Raw genomic sequence first — 15,906 nt, 5'->3', positions numbered from 1 at the left:
TATTTGTTGTTTGAGAAAGCAAGGAGAACAGGCCATGCGCATGTTCGATCAAGTGTCCGGGACCCTGATCCGTAGGCTCGGCCTGCCGCGCACGATGGTGGCGATGGCGGCACTGGTTCTGGCGCTGACCCAGTGTCCGGGCGCTGCATCGGCGCGTGATGCTTTCGCTGACGATGCCTACGCGACCTATAAGGCCGATACCGGCAATGGCAAATATCTGTTCAATGCGTCCGGTTGCGGTGCCTGCCATGGATCGGCCAGGAGCAGCGACGTCCTGTCCGGCGGACTGGAAATGGATACGGCGATCGGCAAATTCTATGCCCCGAACATTTCGCCCCATGCCAACGGCATCGCCGGGTGGACCAATGCGCAGTTTCTCAATGCGGTGATGCAGGGCATCGATCGCGAAGGCAACAATCTCTATCCCGTCATGCCCTATACCGCCTATGGCGGCATGAAGCCGGAGGATGTGCTGGATATCAAGGCCTATATCGACACGCTGATTGCGTCCGATGCCGTGTCAGAGGAACACGAGATCGCGTTTCCCTATAGCCGCCAGACGACGATCACGCTGTGGAAGCGCAGCCACTTCAATGTGGCGGACTATCAGCCGCGCGAAGAAACGCAGATGGAGCGCGGCCGCTATCTCGTCGAAAATGTCGGCGGCTGCGGCGAGTGTCATACGCCGCGAACCACCACTTACGGTCTCGACATGGAAAACGCCTATACCGGGGAAAAGGGCCTGACCGGCGCGGTGGCGCCCGATATTTCCAAGGCCCGGATGGCAGGCCTTGCCACACCCGACGTGTTCACCACCGGCCTGATCGACGACGGCAAGAAGCTCTCAGGCGCTCCCCTGACCGATCCCGTCATGCGCGAGATCGCCCATGGACTGTCCGTTCTCAACGAGAAGGACCGCACCGCGATCTATGCCTTCCTGTCCGACCGCGAGGTCAAGCCGCCGCAGCCGGTGGCGCAATCGGCAACGGCGGTCTGCACGGAAAGCACGCCGGCCTCCGCTCTTGGCGGCGGCAATGCCGGCCTTGCCAGCCAGGCCGATGCCTTTATCGGCAAATATTGCCGCAATTGCCATGGGCCCGGCGAAAGCTCGCAAGGATCCTATCCGGCCGGTGACCTCAGCACGATCGCAGCCGACGCCGCTTTCGTGGTTCCCGGCGATGCCGCCAAATCCCGTCTGTTTACCTCGGTGACCAGCGGCCGCATGCCGCTTGGCAAGCGCCCGAGCGTGGAGGAGGTGAAGAGCCTGGAGGACTGGATCAATTCGCTGAAGCAATCGGATCTGCCGCAGACTGCTGCGAGCAAACCGGCGCGCACGCGGCCGATGCTGGCCTACCGGGATTTCGTCGAGGCCGGGCTGAAGGATATTTCCAAGGTCAACGATCTCGACCGGCAATATATGCGCTACTTCTCCTATCGCAACCAGTACAATGGCATGATGGGCTGCGAGGACGACAAGACCTTCATGAAGCGCATGGACGTTCTGGCCGGCGGCTTCAAGAAACTGTTGAATTCGCTGTCTTACGGCCCGAAGCTTGTCTTGCCGCAGGAGGTCGAAGGCACCAATGGCCTGATGGTGAGGGTTGATCTGCGCGACCTGCAATGGTCGGCCGACGACTATAATTTCCTGATTTCGCAATATTTCTACGGTGTCGATCCCGCCAGCGATGCCTCGCTTCTGGCGCTCACCAAGGAAACCGGCACTGTCCTGCCGATCATGCGCATCGACTGGTTCATGGCCAATGCCGCCAAACCGAAGATCTACAACCGGTTGATGAAGCTGCCGACCCATATCCGCGAACTCGAGCAGCGGTTCCAGATCAATGTCGATGACAATATCCGCCGCCGCCAGGTGCTGCGCGCGGGTTTTGCCGATGGATCGTCAGGGGTTTCAGATCATAACCGCATGCTGGAACGCCACGACATGCCGTTCGGAGGCTACTATTGGAAATCCTATGATTTCGGCGGCGATGTCGGCCGCCAGGTGCTGAAGCGTTTTCCGCAAGGGCCTAAGGAACTGGAACCGTTCGATGGCGGTCTGACGCCGTTTGAGCATGATGGCGGCGAGATGATCTTCTCGCTGCCGAACGGGCTGCAGGGCTATTACCTGTCAACAGCGGCGGGAAAGCAGCTGGATATCGGGCCGACCTCGATCGTGTCCTTCCGCAAGCGGCCGATCGGCAAGGGGGTCGAGATCATCAATGCCCGCTCCTGTTTCGATTGCCACGCCAACGGCATCCTGTCGAAACGCGACCAGCTGCGCGAGCATATCCAGACATCGACGCTATTCACCCGGGATCAGCAGGCCATTCTCTTGGATATGTACGTGCCGCAGGAAGAGCTTGATGCCGCCTATAACAAGGACCGGCAGCGTTTCGTCGAGGCGCTGGTCAAGCTCGGCGTAACCGAGCCGACGCCGGATGGCAGCGCTCAGAGCATGCAGGCGCCCGGCAATGCCGAGCTCGTCACTTATTTTGGCGACAAATATGAGGATGAACTCGATTTCGATGCGCTCGCCGCCGAGTTCGACATGACGCCGACAGAGCTGTCCTCGGCAATCAAGCGGGTGGAGGATGTCGATACGCTGCGGCTTGGCATCGACTGGGTGACGACGCTTGAGGCGGGCGCGACGGTCCCCCGCGCCGAGGTCGAGCAGCAATTTCCACTGCTTTTGCATCCCCTGATGCAGCTGAAGCCGCTCGACACGGCAACCGTCCATGTGGCCACGGCCGGTGGAGGTGAGGACGTGGCCGGTCAAACGGCGCAGCAGGATTATGTCAAGCCGCAGACGATCGCGGCCGCGACGCCCGCCTATCGCCAGGAGCAGCCTGCCGATCACGGCAAGCTTGAACTGGCGCTGCATGTAGCCACGACCACGGCGAAGGTCGGCGACCAGCTGTCCTTCGAGCTGAGTGCCAACAGGGCCTGCGAATTGCAGATCCTGTATGTGGAAGAGACCGGCAATGTGGAAGTCATTCCCGATGCGATGATCGGCAATACGACGCTGCAGCCGGGTGAAAAACGCCTGATCCCGCAGCCCGGCACCGGCGATCTGACCTTCGACACGCCGGCACCGGCCGAAACCATGATCGCCTATTGCCGCGAGGGTGGGCTGGGCGATCAAAAGCTGACCGTGGAGCGGGCGCGCCAGCTGGTGGCGCAGTCGCATCTGCCGCCGACGCGTGGACTGGCGATCAACCTTGCCAAGAAGGCCGAGGACGACAAGGGCGCCAGCGGCCTGCAGGTGGTGACCTTCGAGATCATAAAATAGGCGGGCGTCGGCCGCGCAATGCCGGTTGGCCTGTTCGGTCAGACTGGACATGGCGGTTTGACTGGAAATGAAATGGAAAGGCGCATGATGCGATTGAGGGTTCTTACCGGGGCAGCGCTGCTTATATTTTTCTGCGCCGGGACGGCAACGGCCGCCTGCGATGCCCTGGCGCAGATTGCCAAGGCCACCAATGCGGGCAACGAGGCATTGGCCAAGCAGATCGCGGCCATGCCGAAGCCCGGTTGTACGGCCGACGACAAGGCGATGATTAACCGCGTGGCGGCGCTGGCGTCCTTCAACCGGATCGTCGGCGCTGTCGGGCAGGGCGCAAATCTCGCAGATTTCGAGGGTGAGCTTGAGGCGGTCCGCACCAGCAATTCGGCACCCTGGCAGGTTTTTGACGCGTTGGGGGACATCAACCGTGACCGGCGGACTTACGAGGCGGCGGCCCGCTACTATCAGCTGGCGCTGGAGGATGCCGGCAACGAGGTGCTGACGCCGCAATGGATGGCGCCGGATCAGGCCTATATCGTCAGGCTCGATCATATGGCAACGGAGATGCGGCTTGCCTCCCCAAACCCTGTAAAGCTCACCGTGCGCGGCGCCTGCAAGATCAGCTATCGCGGCGTCTCCCTGAAGAAGAAATCGACGCCGGTGCGCTACGTCTTCGGCACGGCGGAATTTACCCCGGAAGGGCTGGCTTCCGCCAGGGACCTTTCAGAATGCCTGAAATCGGTCAAGCCCAAGGCGATCACGCTAATCGGGCACACGGACCCCGTCGGCACGCAGGAAGCCAATCGCGTTTTGTCTCTGGCACGCGCTGATGCGCTGGCGGAATATCTCGTTGCCGAAGGGTATGCGGGCGTGTGGAAAACCGTCGGCAAAGGCGAGGACGAGCCGTTCAAGGCGGATGATGCCAGCGCTTATGACGAGGAGACGCTGAACCAGATGAACCGGCGCGTCGAAGTCGATGTGGAGAACTGAATGATGCTGCGCCGCCTGGCCCTTGCTCTCCTCCTGGCTGCAGTGCCGCTCGGTGCCGCATCCTCAGCGACCTTCGCTCTTGTTGTCGGCGTCGATGCCTACCCCTATGAGGTCAGCCTGGACGGTGCCGTCAAGGATGCCAAGGATGTGGAAGCGTCGTTGCGGCGGGCAGGCATCGATCAGATAGCGGCGTTCTTCGATGCCGCCGCCCTCAAGGACGATATCCGTGCGGCCTGGAGCGGGTTTGTCGCCCGTGCGGCCAAGGGCGATACGATCATCTTCACCTATGCCGGGCACGGTGCGCAGATGCCGGAGCTTGTGGCCGGCGACGAGGCCGACGGTCTCGACGAGTTCCTGCAACTGCCGGGCTTCGACCGGAGCCGCTCCGCCGAAACCGACCATGAGATCATCGTCGATAACGAGCTGAATGCCTGGTTTTCCGAAGCGGAAGCCAAAGGCGTGCAGGTCCTGTTCGTCTCCGACAGTTGCCATTCCGGCGGCATGAGCCGGTCCTTTTCCGGCAAGACCCGCCTTGCTCACGCCATCACGGTGAAACTGCCGCCGCCGTCCGAAGAGGCGGTGTCGGGTGCTGCGGTGAAAGAAACTCAATTTCGCACTGTCACGGTGCTCGCCGCATCGCTGGAAAGCCAGCCGTCGCCTGAGGTCATTATCAACGGCGAGCCGCGCGGTGCCCTGAGCTGGAGTTTTGCCCGCGCTGTGGAGGGGGCGGCGGATCGCAATGGTGACGGCCGCCTGTCGCGGGTGGAGCTTGAGGATTATGTCTTTGCCACTGTGAAGACCCAGTCGGAGGCCCTGCAGGTTCCCAATTTCACACCGCAACTGCCACGCTCCGACGATGAGGTGGTCATGCCGTTGACGCGCAGCGCCACTGTGGCAATCGCACCGGAAGCGGAGAAGATGCATAAATCCGTCCGCGAATCCGGCTGGAATGGCAAGCTGGCGCTGTCTGTCGAGGGCTCCGATGCCGTGCCAGACAATGTGGGTGGCACAGGCGTGCCCTATCGCTGGGATGCGGCGAGCGGCATTGTCTACACGCCAAACGGCGACGTTGCCGGCGAGCATATCGATGGCCGCTCGATACAGCCGGTTGTCGACAAGTTCATCCTGCTTGATTTCCTGAAGATCATGGCGAGCCAGAATCCGGGCACAGTCTCCTTGACGCCGCAGAAGGACATCTACGCTGCCGGCGACAAGATTGCCTTCAATGCACCGGCCTCCGGCTATAGAAACATGGTTGTGTTCAATCTGGCCAACACCGGGCAGGTGCAGCTGCTGGATGTGCAGTCGGAGGGAACGGCGAGTGCCGGGTTCAAGCTCAGCAATCTGCAGGTGGTCGAACCCTTCGGCGCCGATCATCTGATCGTAATTTCGACCAATGAACCCATCGATGCGATCGGCGCGGCTTTGGCCAGCAAGAGCGTGGATGCCGCCTCTGTACTGAAGCTTCTGGTCACGCGGCTCGACGGCACCGATACGAGCGTGGCAATCCAGCCGCTCTACACCCGGGAACACTTGTGATGACGGTTTTGCGCACGACTGCCACAGCCGCGCTCTGGTGCCTGGCATCGCTGGGGGCGCAACCGGCAGGGGCGTGGGCGCAGGACCGGGCGCTGGTCATCGGCATCGGCACCTATGAAAACCTGCCGGAAGACATGTTTCTGCATGGACCGAAGAACGATGTGAAGGCAATCCAGTCTCTGTTGACCGGCACGCTGCAGTTCAAGCCTGAGGAAATCCGGGTCCTCACCGATGACAAGGCCACCCGCCAGGCAATCCTGTCATCGATGGACGAATGGCTGATTGCCGGAACGGCGCCGGGCGACCGGGTCTATCTGTATTTTTCCGGGCATGGGCTGCAGGTCAAAGATATCAGCGGCGACGAAGAGGATGGGATGGACGAGGCCATTTCAACCTATGATCTCAAAGCCGGTGACGAGGACTGGACCAATGTCATCCTCGATGATGAACTGGAGGCCGTGCTAGAGAAACTGAAGGGCAGGGCGGTGACGCTGGTGATTGATGCCTGCCATTCCGGGACGATTTCCCGCTCCTTGTCGCGAGAGGCCGTATCAGCCTTGCAGGGCGCCCGTTATCTGCCGCGCCCGTTTGCGCAAAGCACCAAGCAGCCGGCAACCCGGGGCCTGCGCATCGATCTCGGTGTTGTCGATAAACCCGCGCAATTGACGGCCGGTGGGTTGACCGCCTGGAGTGCTGCGGCTGCCTATCAGGTGGCGTGGGACGATGTTCGCCTCCCGGTCGAAGATCGGCATGGTGTTTTCACATCCGCTTACATAGCCGGCTACAAACCGGAAGAATCCGATGCGAACGGCAACGGTCTTGTCAGCAATGCCGAGCTTTTCGAATATGTGACCCGCAAATCGAAGGACTATTGCGCGACGCTGGACGGCTGCGACAATCTCGATCCGCAGCTGGAAAGCGTGCCGGATATGCTCGGCACCAGCATCGCCAAGCCCGAACCAAGCACGGGAGAACAGGCAATTGCACAGCAACCGGCGGTCAAGCCGGAGCCTGCTTATCAGGAGGTGAAGGTCGAGGCTGCCGTAGCCCCCGCCTATGTCGATGCCGATCCTGTCGAAGCGATCGGCGACATTGTCGGGAAGGCGGATACGGGCGATGTCACGGTATCGCTGGATAAAGGCCCGGCTTTGAACAAAGGCCAGATCTTCAAGATTTCCGTCACCAGCCGAAATGCGGGACATCTCGTCCTTCTCGATGTGAACGGCGAAGGCACCGCCACACAGATCTTCCCCAACGACATGGCACAGAAAACCACGCCGCTCTCGGCCGGTTCGACGCTGACGATCCCGGACGACTATTACGGCTTCGATTTCGAGGCTGAGGGCAACGGAGAGAATCTACTGGTCGCCATCGTCGTCAGCGATGCCGTGGACTTGCAGGACGTAGCGCCATCGTCGCAGGGCCTGAATCGAGAGCTCGATGCCCGCCAGTCTCTGAGCGAAATCGTCGCCCGGCTGCAGAAAACCTGGACCGGCGATGCGGAAAACCGTGGCGTGCGCTGGTCGCTGGGAACGCTGAAATACACGGTGGAATAGGCACTGCTGCCTAATCTAAAATATGATTGTCTGGTGGGAGCCACACCCCAACCTCCCTCATTCTCGCCCTTGTGGCGGGAATCCAGCGACCCGACGTCCGTCGGGTCAAAGAGTCTTTCAGCTCAAGGACTTGAGCTGGCTGGATTCCCGCCACAAGGGCGAGAATGAGGAGAATGGGCGTCGCTATCGTCAAACAAGCTAATTCAGAGTTCGTCAGCGGCCTGAAGGCCCGTGGCGAATGTCACGGGCCTTCCAGTTCGATGGTCAGACGATCCTGTCGTTAATGCAGGATCTGGCTGAGGAACAGTTTGGTGCGCTCGTGCTGCGGGTTGTCGAAGAACGCGGCCGGTTCGTTCTGTTCGACGATCTGGCCCTGGTCCATGAAGATCACGCGGTTAGCGACCTGGCGGGCAAAGCCCATTTCATGGGTAACGCAGATCATCGTCATGCCTTCTTCGGCAAGGCCGACCATGGTGTCGAGCACTTCCTTGATCATTTCCGGGTCAAGCGCCGAAGTCGGCTCATCGAACAGCATGACGCGCGGGTTCATGCAGAGCGAACGCGCAATCGCCACGCGCTGCTGCTGACCGCCGGAAAGCTGGCCCGGATATTTGTTGGCCTGTTCGGGGATCTTGACGCGCTTGAGGAAGTGCATAGCGATTTCTTCCGCCTGCTTCTTCGGCATCTTGCGCACCCAGATCGGCGCCAGCGTGCAGTTTTCCAGGATGGTCAGGTGCGGGAAGAGATTGAAATGCTGGAACACCATGCCGACTTCGCGGCGCACTTCATCGATCTTTTTCAGGTCGTTGGTGAGCTCGATGCCATCAACGATGATCGTGCCCTTCTGGTGTTCTTCCAGACGGTTGATGCAGCGGATCATCGTGGATTTGCCGGAACCGGACGGGCCGGCAACGACGATGCGCTCGCCGCGCATGACCTTCAGGTTGATGTCGCGCAGAACGTGGAAATCACCATACCACTTGTTCATGCCGACGATTTCGACCGCGACGTCCGTGGACGACACTTCGATCTTCAGCGGTTTGGCTTCAGCTGCCATTGTATTTCCCCTTATTCGTTATCGTTTGTGGCCCTTGTCGAGCTTTCGTTCCATGAACCCTGAATAGCGCGACATACCGAAGCAGAAAAGCCAGAAAGTAAATCCGGCAAAGACGAGACCGGAGAGTGGCGTGACCGGCGATGCCCAGTTGGCGTCCGAGAAATTCTGCCGGACGATGCCGAGCAAATCGAACATGCCGATGATCGACACCAGCGACGTATCCTTGAACAGGCCGATAAAGGTGTTGACGATGCCCGGAATGACCAGTTTCAGCGCCTGCGGCAGGATGATCAGCCGCATCTTCTGCCAGTAGCTCAAACCGAGCGAATCGGCGCCTTCCGCCTGTCCCTTCGGGATGGCCTGCAGGCCGCCGCGCACCACTTCGGCCATATAGGCGGAAGCAAAGAGCGACACCCCGATCACGGCTCTGAGGAACTTGTCGACCGTCATGCCCTGGGGCAGGAACAAGGGCAGCATGACGCTGGCCATGAACAGCACCGTGATCAGCGGAATACCGCGCACAATCTCGATGAAGACCGTGCAGAGCAGGCGGATGACCGGCATGGTCGACCGGCGCCCGAGCGCCAGCACGATGCCGAGCGGCAAGGATACGGCGATGCCCACAAAGGACAGGATCAGCGTCACCATCAGGCCGCCCCAGAGCGGCGTTTCCACATAGGAAAGGCCAAGCACGCCGCCGATGAGGATGAAGAAAGACAGGATCGGCAGCACGCCAAACAAAAGGATAGCATTCAGGCTCTTATAGGGCACTTTCGGGATCAGGATCGGGACGAGGAGCGCCACGAACAGGAAGCCGACCAGCATGGGACGCCAGCGTTCATCGACCGGATACCGGCCGAACATGAACACGTCGAATTTGGCGCCGACAAACGCCCAGCAGGCGCCGCTCCAGCCTTCCGGCTGCGAGCCCCCTTGAGCGGCCGTTGCGCAAACGCCGCGTCCGCCGCCTGTCCAGGAGGCGTCGATGAACAGCCATTTGATGGCCGGCGGCAGGAACCAGGCAAGCGCCAGGATGGCGATGATCGTCAGCACCGCATCCAGCGGCGTGGCGAGAAGGTTCTTCCTTATCCAGGCGATATAACCCTTATCGAGCACCGGCGGTGTCGATTGGTCGATCATGCTGGTGCGGACGAAGTTTGTCTGATGCGTGTTCATGATCTTATCTCTCCACCAGTGCCATCTTGGCGTTGAACCAGTTCATGATCGCCGATGTCGAGAGGCTCAGCGTCAGATAGACGACGATCCAGATGCTGACGATTTCAATGGCTTGGCCGGTCTGGTTCAGGATGGTGCCGCCGGTGGAAACGAGGTCCGAATAGCCGATGGCGATGGCGAGAGACGAGTTTTTCGTCAGGTTCAGATATTGGCTGGTCAAGGGCGGGATGATGATCCGCATGGCCTGCGGCACGACGACGAGGCGCGTGGTGAGACCGGGCCGCACCCCCAGCGCATGGGCCGCTTCCGACTGGCCATGGCTGACACCGCGAATACCGGCGCGGACGATTTCGGCGATGAAGGATGCCGTATAGAAGGAGAGCGCCAGAAACAGCGACAGGAATTCCGGGCCAACCACCGAGCCGCCGGTCAGGTTGAACTTGCCGGCAACCGGAACGTCGAATGAGATCGGGCCGCCGGTGACGAAATAGGTGAGGAGCGGCAGGCCGATCAACAGGCCAAGTACGGTCCAGAGCACCGGCAGGCGCTTGCCTGTCTCCATCTGCTTCTTGTTTGCATAGCGGGCAAACAGAAAGCTGCCGATCGCCGCGATGACGAGGGCAAGCAAAATGAATTGCGAGCCGCTTTCAAACACCGGGCGGGGGAAGGCGAGGCCGCGATTGTTGATATACATATCCAGCGGCAGCGCCACGGAATCCCTTGGTTGCGGCAGGACGGCCAGAACGCCGGAATACCAGAAGAAGATGACCAGCAGCGGCGGAATATTGCGGAAGACTTCGACATAGACCATCGACAGCTTGGCGATCAGCCAGTTCTTCGACAGCCGGCCGATGCCGACCAGAAAACCGATGATCGTTGCCGTGACGATGCCGGCGACGGCCACCAGGATCGTATTGAAGAAACCCACCACCAGGGCGCGGCCGTAGGTCGAATCGCTGGAATAGGCGATCAGCGATTGACCGACATCAAAGCCGGCGCGTCCGTTGAGAAAGCCATAACCGGAAGCGATATTGGCGCGCTTCAGGTTTTCGCTGGTGTTCATCGCGATCCAGTAGATGAAAACAATCAGCAGTAGCAAGGTCACGGCCTGGTAGATAAAGCCGCGAACTTTGGGATCGTTGAGTATTGAGCCGGTCGGCTTGTCCTTGCCGGGCGGAATCGTGGCGTCGATCGTCATGCAGAGCCTCTTAATCCCCTGATCGCCCTGTTTCGAGCGATTCTTATTTTTGGGAGGGGAAAGCGGCCAGAGCCGCTTTCCCGATTGTCATATGGTCTTAGCGTACTGGCGGTGCATACTGGATGCCGCCCTTGCTCCACAGAGCGTTCAGGCCACGTTCGATCTTCAGCGGGCTGCCTGCACCGATGTTGCGGTCAAATACTTCGCCATAGTTGCCCACAGCCTTGATGACCTTGACGGCCCAATCGTTTTCCAGGCCAAGGTCGGTACCGATCTTGGTGTCTGCCTCAACGCCGAGGAAGCGCTGGATGTCCGGGTTGGTCGACTTCTTCATTTCTTCGACATTGGCCGAAGTGATGCCGAAGTCTTCGGCGCCGACGAGCGCGTAATGAACCCAGCTGACAATGTCAAACCACTGGTCGTCGCCCTGGCGGACGGCCGGTCCGAGCGGCTCCTTGGAGATGATTTCCGGCAGGATCATGTGATCGTCCGGAGCAGCCAGCGTCAGACGCAGCGAATAGAGGCCCGACTGGTCCGTCGTGTAGACGTCGCAACGGCCGGCATCATAGGCAGCGTTCACTTCTTCGAGCTTTTCGAAGACGACCGGGTTGTACTGCAGATTGTTGGCCTTGAAATAGTCGGCAAGGTTCAGTTCGGTCGTGGTGCCGGTCTGGACGCAGACGGCAGCGCCGGACAGCTCAAGCGCCGACTTCACGTTCAAAGACTTGCGGACCATGAAGCCCTGGCCGTCATAATAGTTGACTGCGCGGAAGTTGAAGCCGAGTGCGGTATCGCGGTTGATTGTCCAGGTCGTGTTACGGGCCAGAACGTCCACTTCGCCCGACTGCAGCGCCGGGAAACGGTCCTTGGCGGATGTCGGGGTGTATTTTACCTTGGTCGCGTCGCCAAAGATCGCAGCAGCAATCGCCTTGCAATAATCGACGTCGAAGCCGCTCCAGTTACCCGAGGCGTCCGGGGAGGCAAAGCCTGTCAGGCCGGTGTTGACGCCGCATTGAAGGAAACCCTTCGCCTTGACGTCGCCGAGCGTCGTTGCCGATGCTGCCTGAGTGCCAATCCCCATGACGGCAGCGCCGATGAGCGCTGTCAGAATTCTTTTTGCCATTTTTTAGAACCTTTTTCTGTTGTCTTTGTTCTTGTCCCGCAGGCTGCGCTTGGATGCAGCAACGGCCCCCGCCACCCTCCTGGCGCGAGTATTGTCTATCTCATGCTCAAAACAGCGCAGGGTCAAGACACGTTGCCGATTTTCCGGGCTGCGCCACCAGAAACGTTGATTGCGCCGCATGTTTAGGCAGTTTTTGACGGTTTGGTGCAGTTTTATGTTCAAAAAACTTTCATATCCGCAGTTTTCCGCATTTACGCCCGCTAACTGCAGGCGAAGTCTCTTGACCCTCCGGCCCGCTGGGCTGAGAAGGGACGGGACATGAAATTTCACAAGCGGACCTTTCCATGAATGACAAGAATGATTTCCTCGCCGGCGCCGGCGTGAACACGAAGCTGTCGCATATCGGCAATTCGCCCTTCGAATTTCATGGGTTCGTCAATCCGCCTGTCGTACACGCGTCCACTGTGTTGTTTCCCAATGCAAAAGCCATGGAAACCAAGGCGCAGAAATACACCTACGGAACACGGGGAACGCCGACCACCGATGCTTTGTGTGAGGCGATCGATGCGCTTGAGGGTTCGGCCGGCACTGTTCTTGTCCCGTCCGGGCTCGCCGCCGTCACCGTGCCGTTCTTGGCTTTCCTGTCGGCGGGCGATCATGCGCTGATCGTCGATTCGGTCTATTTCCCGACCCGGCATTTCTGCGACACCATGCTGACGCGGCTCGGCGTCACCGTCGAATATTACGACCCGATGATTGGGGCCGGTATCGAAAGCCTGATTAAGTCGAATACCAAGCTTGTCCATACCGAAGCGCCGGGGTCCAACACATTCGAAATGCAGGATATTCGCGCGATATCGGCTGTCGCGCATCGCCATGGCTGCGTGGTAACGATGGACAATACCTGGGCAACGCCGCTTTATTTCAAGCCGCTGGATCACGGTGTCGATATATCGATCCATGCGGCGACCAAATACCCGTCGGGTCATTCCGATATTCTCATGGGCACGATCTCTGCCAATGCGGCCCATTGGGAGCAGTTGCTCGAAACCCATGGCGCACTCGGCCTCTGCGGCTCGCCCGATGACAGCTACCAGATTTTGCGCGGCTTGCGCACGATGGGCATCCGGCTGGAGCGCCATCAGGAAAGCGCGCTCAATATTGCCCGCTGGCTGGAAGAGCGCGACGATGTCGCCCGCGTGTTGCACCCGGCCTTGCCGGGCTTTCCCGGTCATGACCTGTGGAAACGGGATTTTACCGGATCAAGCGGTATCTTCTCCGTCGTACTCAAGGCTGAAAGTGCTGATCAGTTCAAGCCGAAGGCGCATGCCTTCCTCGACGCGCTGTCGATCTTCGGCCTCGGCTGGTCCTGGGGTGGGTATGAGAGCTTGGCCGTGCATGTCGGTCTGTCCGATCGCAAAGTCTGCAAGGCGCCAGCCGAAGGTCCGGTCATCCGGCTGCAGATCGGCCTTGAGGATGTTGCGGATTTGCGCAAGGACATCGAAGCCGGGTTTGCGGCCGCAAAGGCCGTCTGACGTTCAGTCCTTCGGCTCGTACCCATAAAGCCAGTCGAAATCGGCGGCCAGGCTTTCCGGCCGCCGCAGCGAGAGGACGATATCGCGCCCGAGCCGCACCGGGCCGCGGGCGTGATAGGCAAAACGGTTGAAGGCGCCACGCGAGCGGACGCGCGCCACCCGGCCTTTGCGGTGATCGGCAAAGGCGCTCAGCGGCTTTCCAGCTGCCACGAACGATGCGAGCTCAAACCCGTCCTCGATCGCCATCGCCGCACCTTGCGCAGCAAAGGGCATCATCGCATGGGCGGCGTCGCCGATCACGACACTGTTTTCGCCTTGGTGCCAGGCGCCGTCAGTCACGTCATGCAGCGGCCAGATCGTCGGCTCGACGGCCTGCCGCAGCAAATCGGTGATCTGACGATGCCAGCCGGAAAATGCTTTCAGCAAGCGTTCGCGGCTGTGGTCCAAGGGCAGGGTGCTGTCCCATGATTGTCCGGGATCAGCGCCGTTGGTAATGGCAACCACATTGAAACGGCTGGAGCGCTGCAAGGGGTAGACGACCAGATGCGAGCCGCTGCCGAGAAAGGCCGTGATCTTGGTTCTGTCAAAGAACGCCGGGGCCTCCTCCTCACTGAGCGTGAAGCGCCAGGCGACATTGCCGGAAAAGATCGATTTTCCACCGCCTTCTATCTGCTTTCTCACCTGTGACCAGACACCATCGGCGCCCACCACAAGACATGGTTCGCTGCCAATTATCCGACCGTGATCGGCATCCCCGATCTGCGTGCCGAGATGAAGATGGCAAAGCGGATTGGCATTGACGGCATCCAGCAGGGTCTTTTGCAGATCGGCCCTGTGAAGGACGCCATAGGGTGATTGCCAGCGGCTGCGTGCGAATGGGCCGGAGGGAACGGACGCGATCGTGCGCAGTGATACGCCGCTCGCCAGCGTGATCGCCTGCGGTTCGCTCCAGAGGCTTTCCAACGCCGGGAGCAGCCCGAGCCTGGCAAGAATCCGTGTTGCATTCGGCGAGAGCTGCAGCCCGGCACCGGCCTCGCTGAGAACGCTGGTACGTTCAAAAATGTCGGTTTCCATGCCTTTGCGGGCAAAACTGAGGGCCGCCGTCAGCCCGGCTATGCCGGCGCCAACGATCGCAACGGGCCGCGTCATGCCGGGAGCGTTTGCAGCTTACGCCGCCTTGGCATTGAACGTGCAGCCGTCCGGGACCGTCTGGTCCGCATGGAGCTTGGCGTTGTAGCGGTAGAGCGTCGAGCAGTAGGAACAGACTTTTTCGTTGTCGTCGCCCATGTCGATATAGATATGCGGATGATCGAACGGCACAGAGGCACCCGTGCACATGAATTCCTTGACGCCGACCTCGATCACCGCGTGGCCGCCATCGTTTTGAAAGTGGGAAATACCGTGCCCGGCCATGTCATGCTCCGTCATGTAGAAGAATAGTCGAATTCGGCCGCACCATAGAAAGCTTTGCGTCAAAAGTGTAGCGGCAAAGATGCCGCGCCTGCGGGTTTTTTGGCGTTGCGGGGTTTTCGCGGTGCCGCCGCTGTCATAGGGTCGCAGAAAAACAGGACGCATGCCATGGATCTGAACCCGCCCGCTTTTTCCACCTTTACCCATGACGGCCTGCCGATCGCCTATTTCGACGAGGGCGATCCGTCCGGTGATCCCATCCTGCTGATCCATGGATTTGCCTCCAGCGCCAATGTGAACTGGGTCTTTCCGGGCTGGCTGAAGACGCTGGGCGATGCGGGATACCGGGTGATTGCACTCGACAATCGCGGCCATGGCGCCAGCGGAAAGCCGCATGACCCGTCCGTCTATCATCCGCAGTCGATGGCAGGAGACGCCGTGGCGCTGCTCGATCACCTCGGTATCGCCGAGGCGCATGTGATGGGTTATTCGATGGGAGCCCGCATTTCGGCATTCCTGACGCTTGCGCATCCCAATCGCGTGCGCTCGCTCGTCCTCGGCGGGCTTGGTATCGGCATGGTCACCGGGGTTGGAGACTGGGATCCGATAGCCGATGCTTTGAACGCGCCGTCGCTCGATGTGGTGACCCATGAGCGGGGGCGGATGTTTCGCGCCTTTGCCGACCAGACGAAGAGCGACCGCAAGGCGCTCGCTGCCTGCATCTCGACCTCGCGCGACCTCTTGTCCGTCGAGGATATGGGCCGTATCGCTGTTCCCGTCCTGGTCGCCGTTGGCACCAAGGACGATATTGCCGGTTCCGCGCAGGAACTGGCAGCCCTTATCCCCGATGCCGTGGCTCTCGATATTCCCGGCCGCGATCACATGCTGGCCGTCGGCGACAGGGTCTTCAAAAAGGCGGCGCTTGAGTTTTGGGCCAAGGTCGGGCAAGCGTAGCGCTGGATCAGCGTTTTAAGCGTCTATTTCCGGGCGGCCATTTATATCCCGTGCGATTTGGCCTATACCTGATGGACAGACGGAC

General features: G+C 60.2%; 12 protein-coding genes. 6 read left to right on the top strand and 6 right to left on the bottom strand.

Features of this window, described 5'->3' with window-relative positions; all coding sequences use genetic code 11:
- The first annotated feature begins 34 nt into the window (after nucleotides 1–34).
- From ASD32_RS12080 to ASD32_RS12065, 4 genes are all read left to right on the top strand, one after another.
- Complete coding sequence (locus ASD32_RS12080; RefSeq protein ID WP_060638294.1) at nucleotides 35–3,289, top strand: c-type cytochrome; 3,255 nt, start codon at nucleotides 35–37, stop codon at nucleotides 3,287–3,289.
- Between the two features lie 84 nt (nucleotides 3,290–3,373).
- On the top strand, nucleotides 3,374–4,273 hold the full coding sequence (locus tag ASD32_RS12075; RefSeq protein ID WP_162252663.1) for an OmpA family protein: 900 nt from the start codon (nucleotides 3,374–3,376) through the stop codon (nucleotides 4,271–4,273).
- Nucleotides 4,274–5,812 (top strand): caspase family protein, encoded by a 1,539-nt coding sequence (locus tag ASD32_RS12070; protein WP_060638292.1) that lies wholly within the window; start codon nucleotides 4,274–4,276, stop codon nucleotides 5,810–5,812.
- A complete protein-coding gene (locus tag ASD32_RS12065; RefSeq protein ID WP_060638291.1) occupies nucleotides 5,812–7,368 on the top strand; it encodes a caspase family protein in 1,557 nt (518 codons plus the stop codon). The genes ASD32_RS12070 and ASD32_RS12065 overlap by 1 nt, the downstream gene beginning before the upstream one ends.
- A 280-nt stretch (nucleotides 7,369–7,648) precedes the next feature.
- Here the strand turns inward: ASD32_RS12065 and ASD32_RS12060 are convergent, their stop codons facing one another.
- The 4 genes from ASD32_RS12060 to ASD32_RS12045 all read right to left on the bottom strand — a co-directional run bounded on the left by ASD32_RS12060 (nucleotide 7,649) and on the right by ASD32_RS12045 (nucleotide 11,922).
- Nucleotides 7,649–8,425 carry an amino acid ABC transporter ATP-binding protein gene (locus tag ASD32_RS12060; RefSeq protein WP_060638290.1) on the bottom strand — a complete coding sequence of 259 codons (777 nt, stop codon included), beginning with the start codon at nucleotides 8,423–8,425 and terminating at the stop codon, nucleotides 7,649–7,651.
- 18 nt (nucleotides 8,426–8,443) lie between these two features.
- Complete coding sequence (locus ASD32_RS12055; RefSeq protein WP_060638289.1) at nucleotides 8,444–9,601, bottom strand: amino acid ABC transporter permease; 1,158 nt, start codon at nucleotides 9,599–9,601, stop codon at nucleotides 8,444–8,446.
- A 4-nt stretch (nucleotides 9,602–9,605) separates the two neighbouring features.
- Nucleotides 9,606–10,799, bottom strand: coding sequence for an amino acid ABC transporter permease (locus ASD32_RS12050; RefSeq protein WP_060638288.1), 1,194 nt, complete (start codon nucleotides 10,797–10,799; stop codon nucleotides 9,606–9,608).
- Nucleotides 10,800–10,896: 97 nt separating this feature from the next.
- Nucleotides 10,897–11,922 (bottom strand): amino acid ABC transporter substrate-binding protein, encoded by a 1,026-nt coding sequence (locus ASD32_RS12045; protein ID WP_060638287.1) that lies wholly within the window; start codon nucleotides 11,920–11,922, stop codon nucleotides 10,897–10,899.
- Between the two features lie 344 nt (nucleotides 11,923–12,266).
- Here ASD32_RS12045 and ASD32_RS12040 point away from each other — a divergent pair, with 344 nt between their 5' ends.
- Complete coding sequence (locus ASD32_RS12040; RefSeq protein WP_060638286.1) at nucleotides 12,267–13,457, top strand: cystathionine beta-lyase; 1,191 nt, start codon at nucleotides 12,267–12,269, stop codon at nucleotides 13,455–13,457.
- Nucleotides 13,458–13,460: 3 nt separating this feature from the next.
- Here ASD32_RS12040 and ASD32_RS12035 read toward each other — a convergent pair whose 3' ends face one another.
- Complete coding sequence (locus ASD32_RS12035) at nucleotides 13,461–14,606, bottom strand: FAD-dependent monooxygenase (RefSeq protein WP_060638285.1); 1,146 nt, start codon at nucleotides 14,604–14,606, stop codon at nucleotides 13,461–13,463.
- A gap of 18 nt (nucleotides 14,607–14,624) precedes the next feature.
- Nucleotides 14,625–14,870, bottom strand: a complete 246-nt coding sequence (locus tag ASD32_RS12030; RefSeq protein WP_060638403.1) for a zinc-finger domain-containing protein — start codon at nucleotides 14,868–14,870, stop codon at nucleotides 14,625–14,627.
- A gap of 165 nt (nucleotides 14,871–15,035) precedes the next feature.
- On the opposite strand from ASD32_RS12030, the gene ASD32_RS12025 reads away from it, so the two are divergent.
- On the top strand, nucleotides 15,036–15,821 hold the full coding sequence (locus tag ASD32_RS12025; protein WP_060638284.1) for an alpha/beta hydrolase: 786 nt from the start codon (nucleotides 15,036–15,038) through the stop codon (nucleotides 15,819–15,821).
- Nucleotides 15,822–15,906 lie beyond the last annotated feature (85 nt).

Origin of the sequence: Rhizobium sp. Root483D2, from assembly GCF_001426685.1 — a bacterium.
GTDB classification, from domain to species: Bacteria; Pseudomonadota; Alphaproteobacteria; order Rhizobiales; family Rhizobiaceae; genus Pararhizobium; species Pararhizobium qamdonense.
This window is presented reverse-complemented; position numbering and strand designations above follow the sequence as displayed.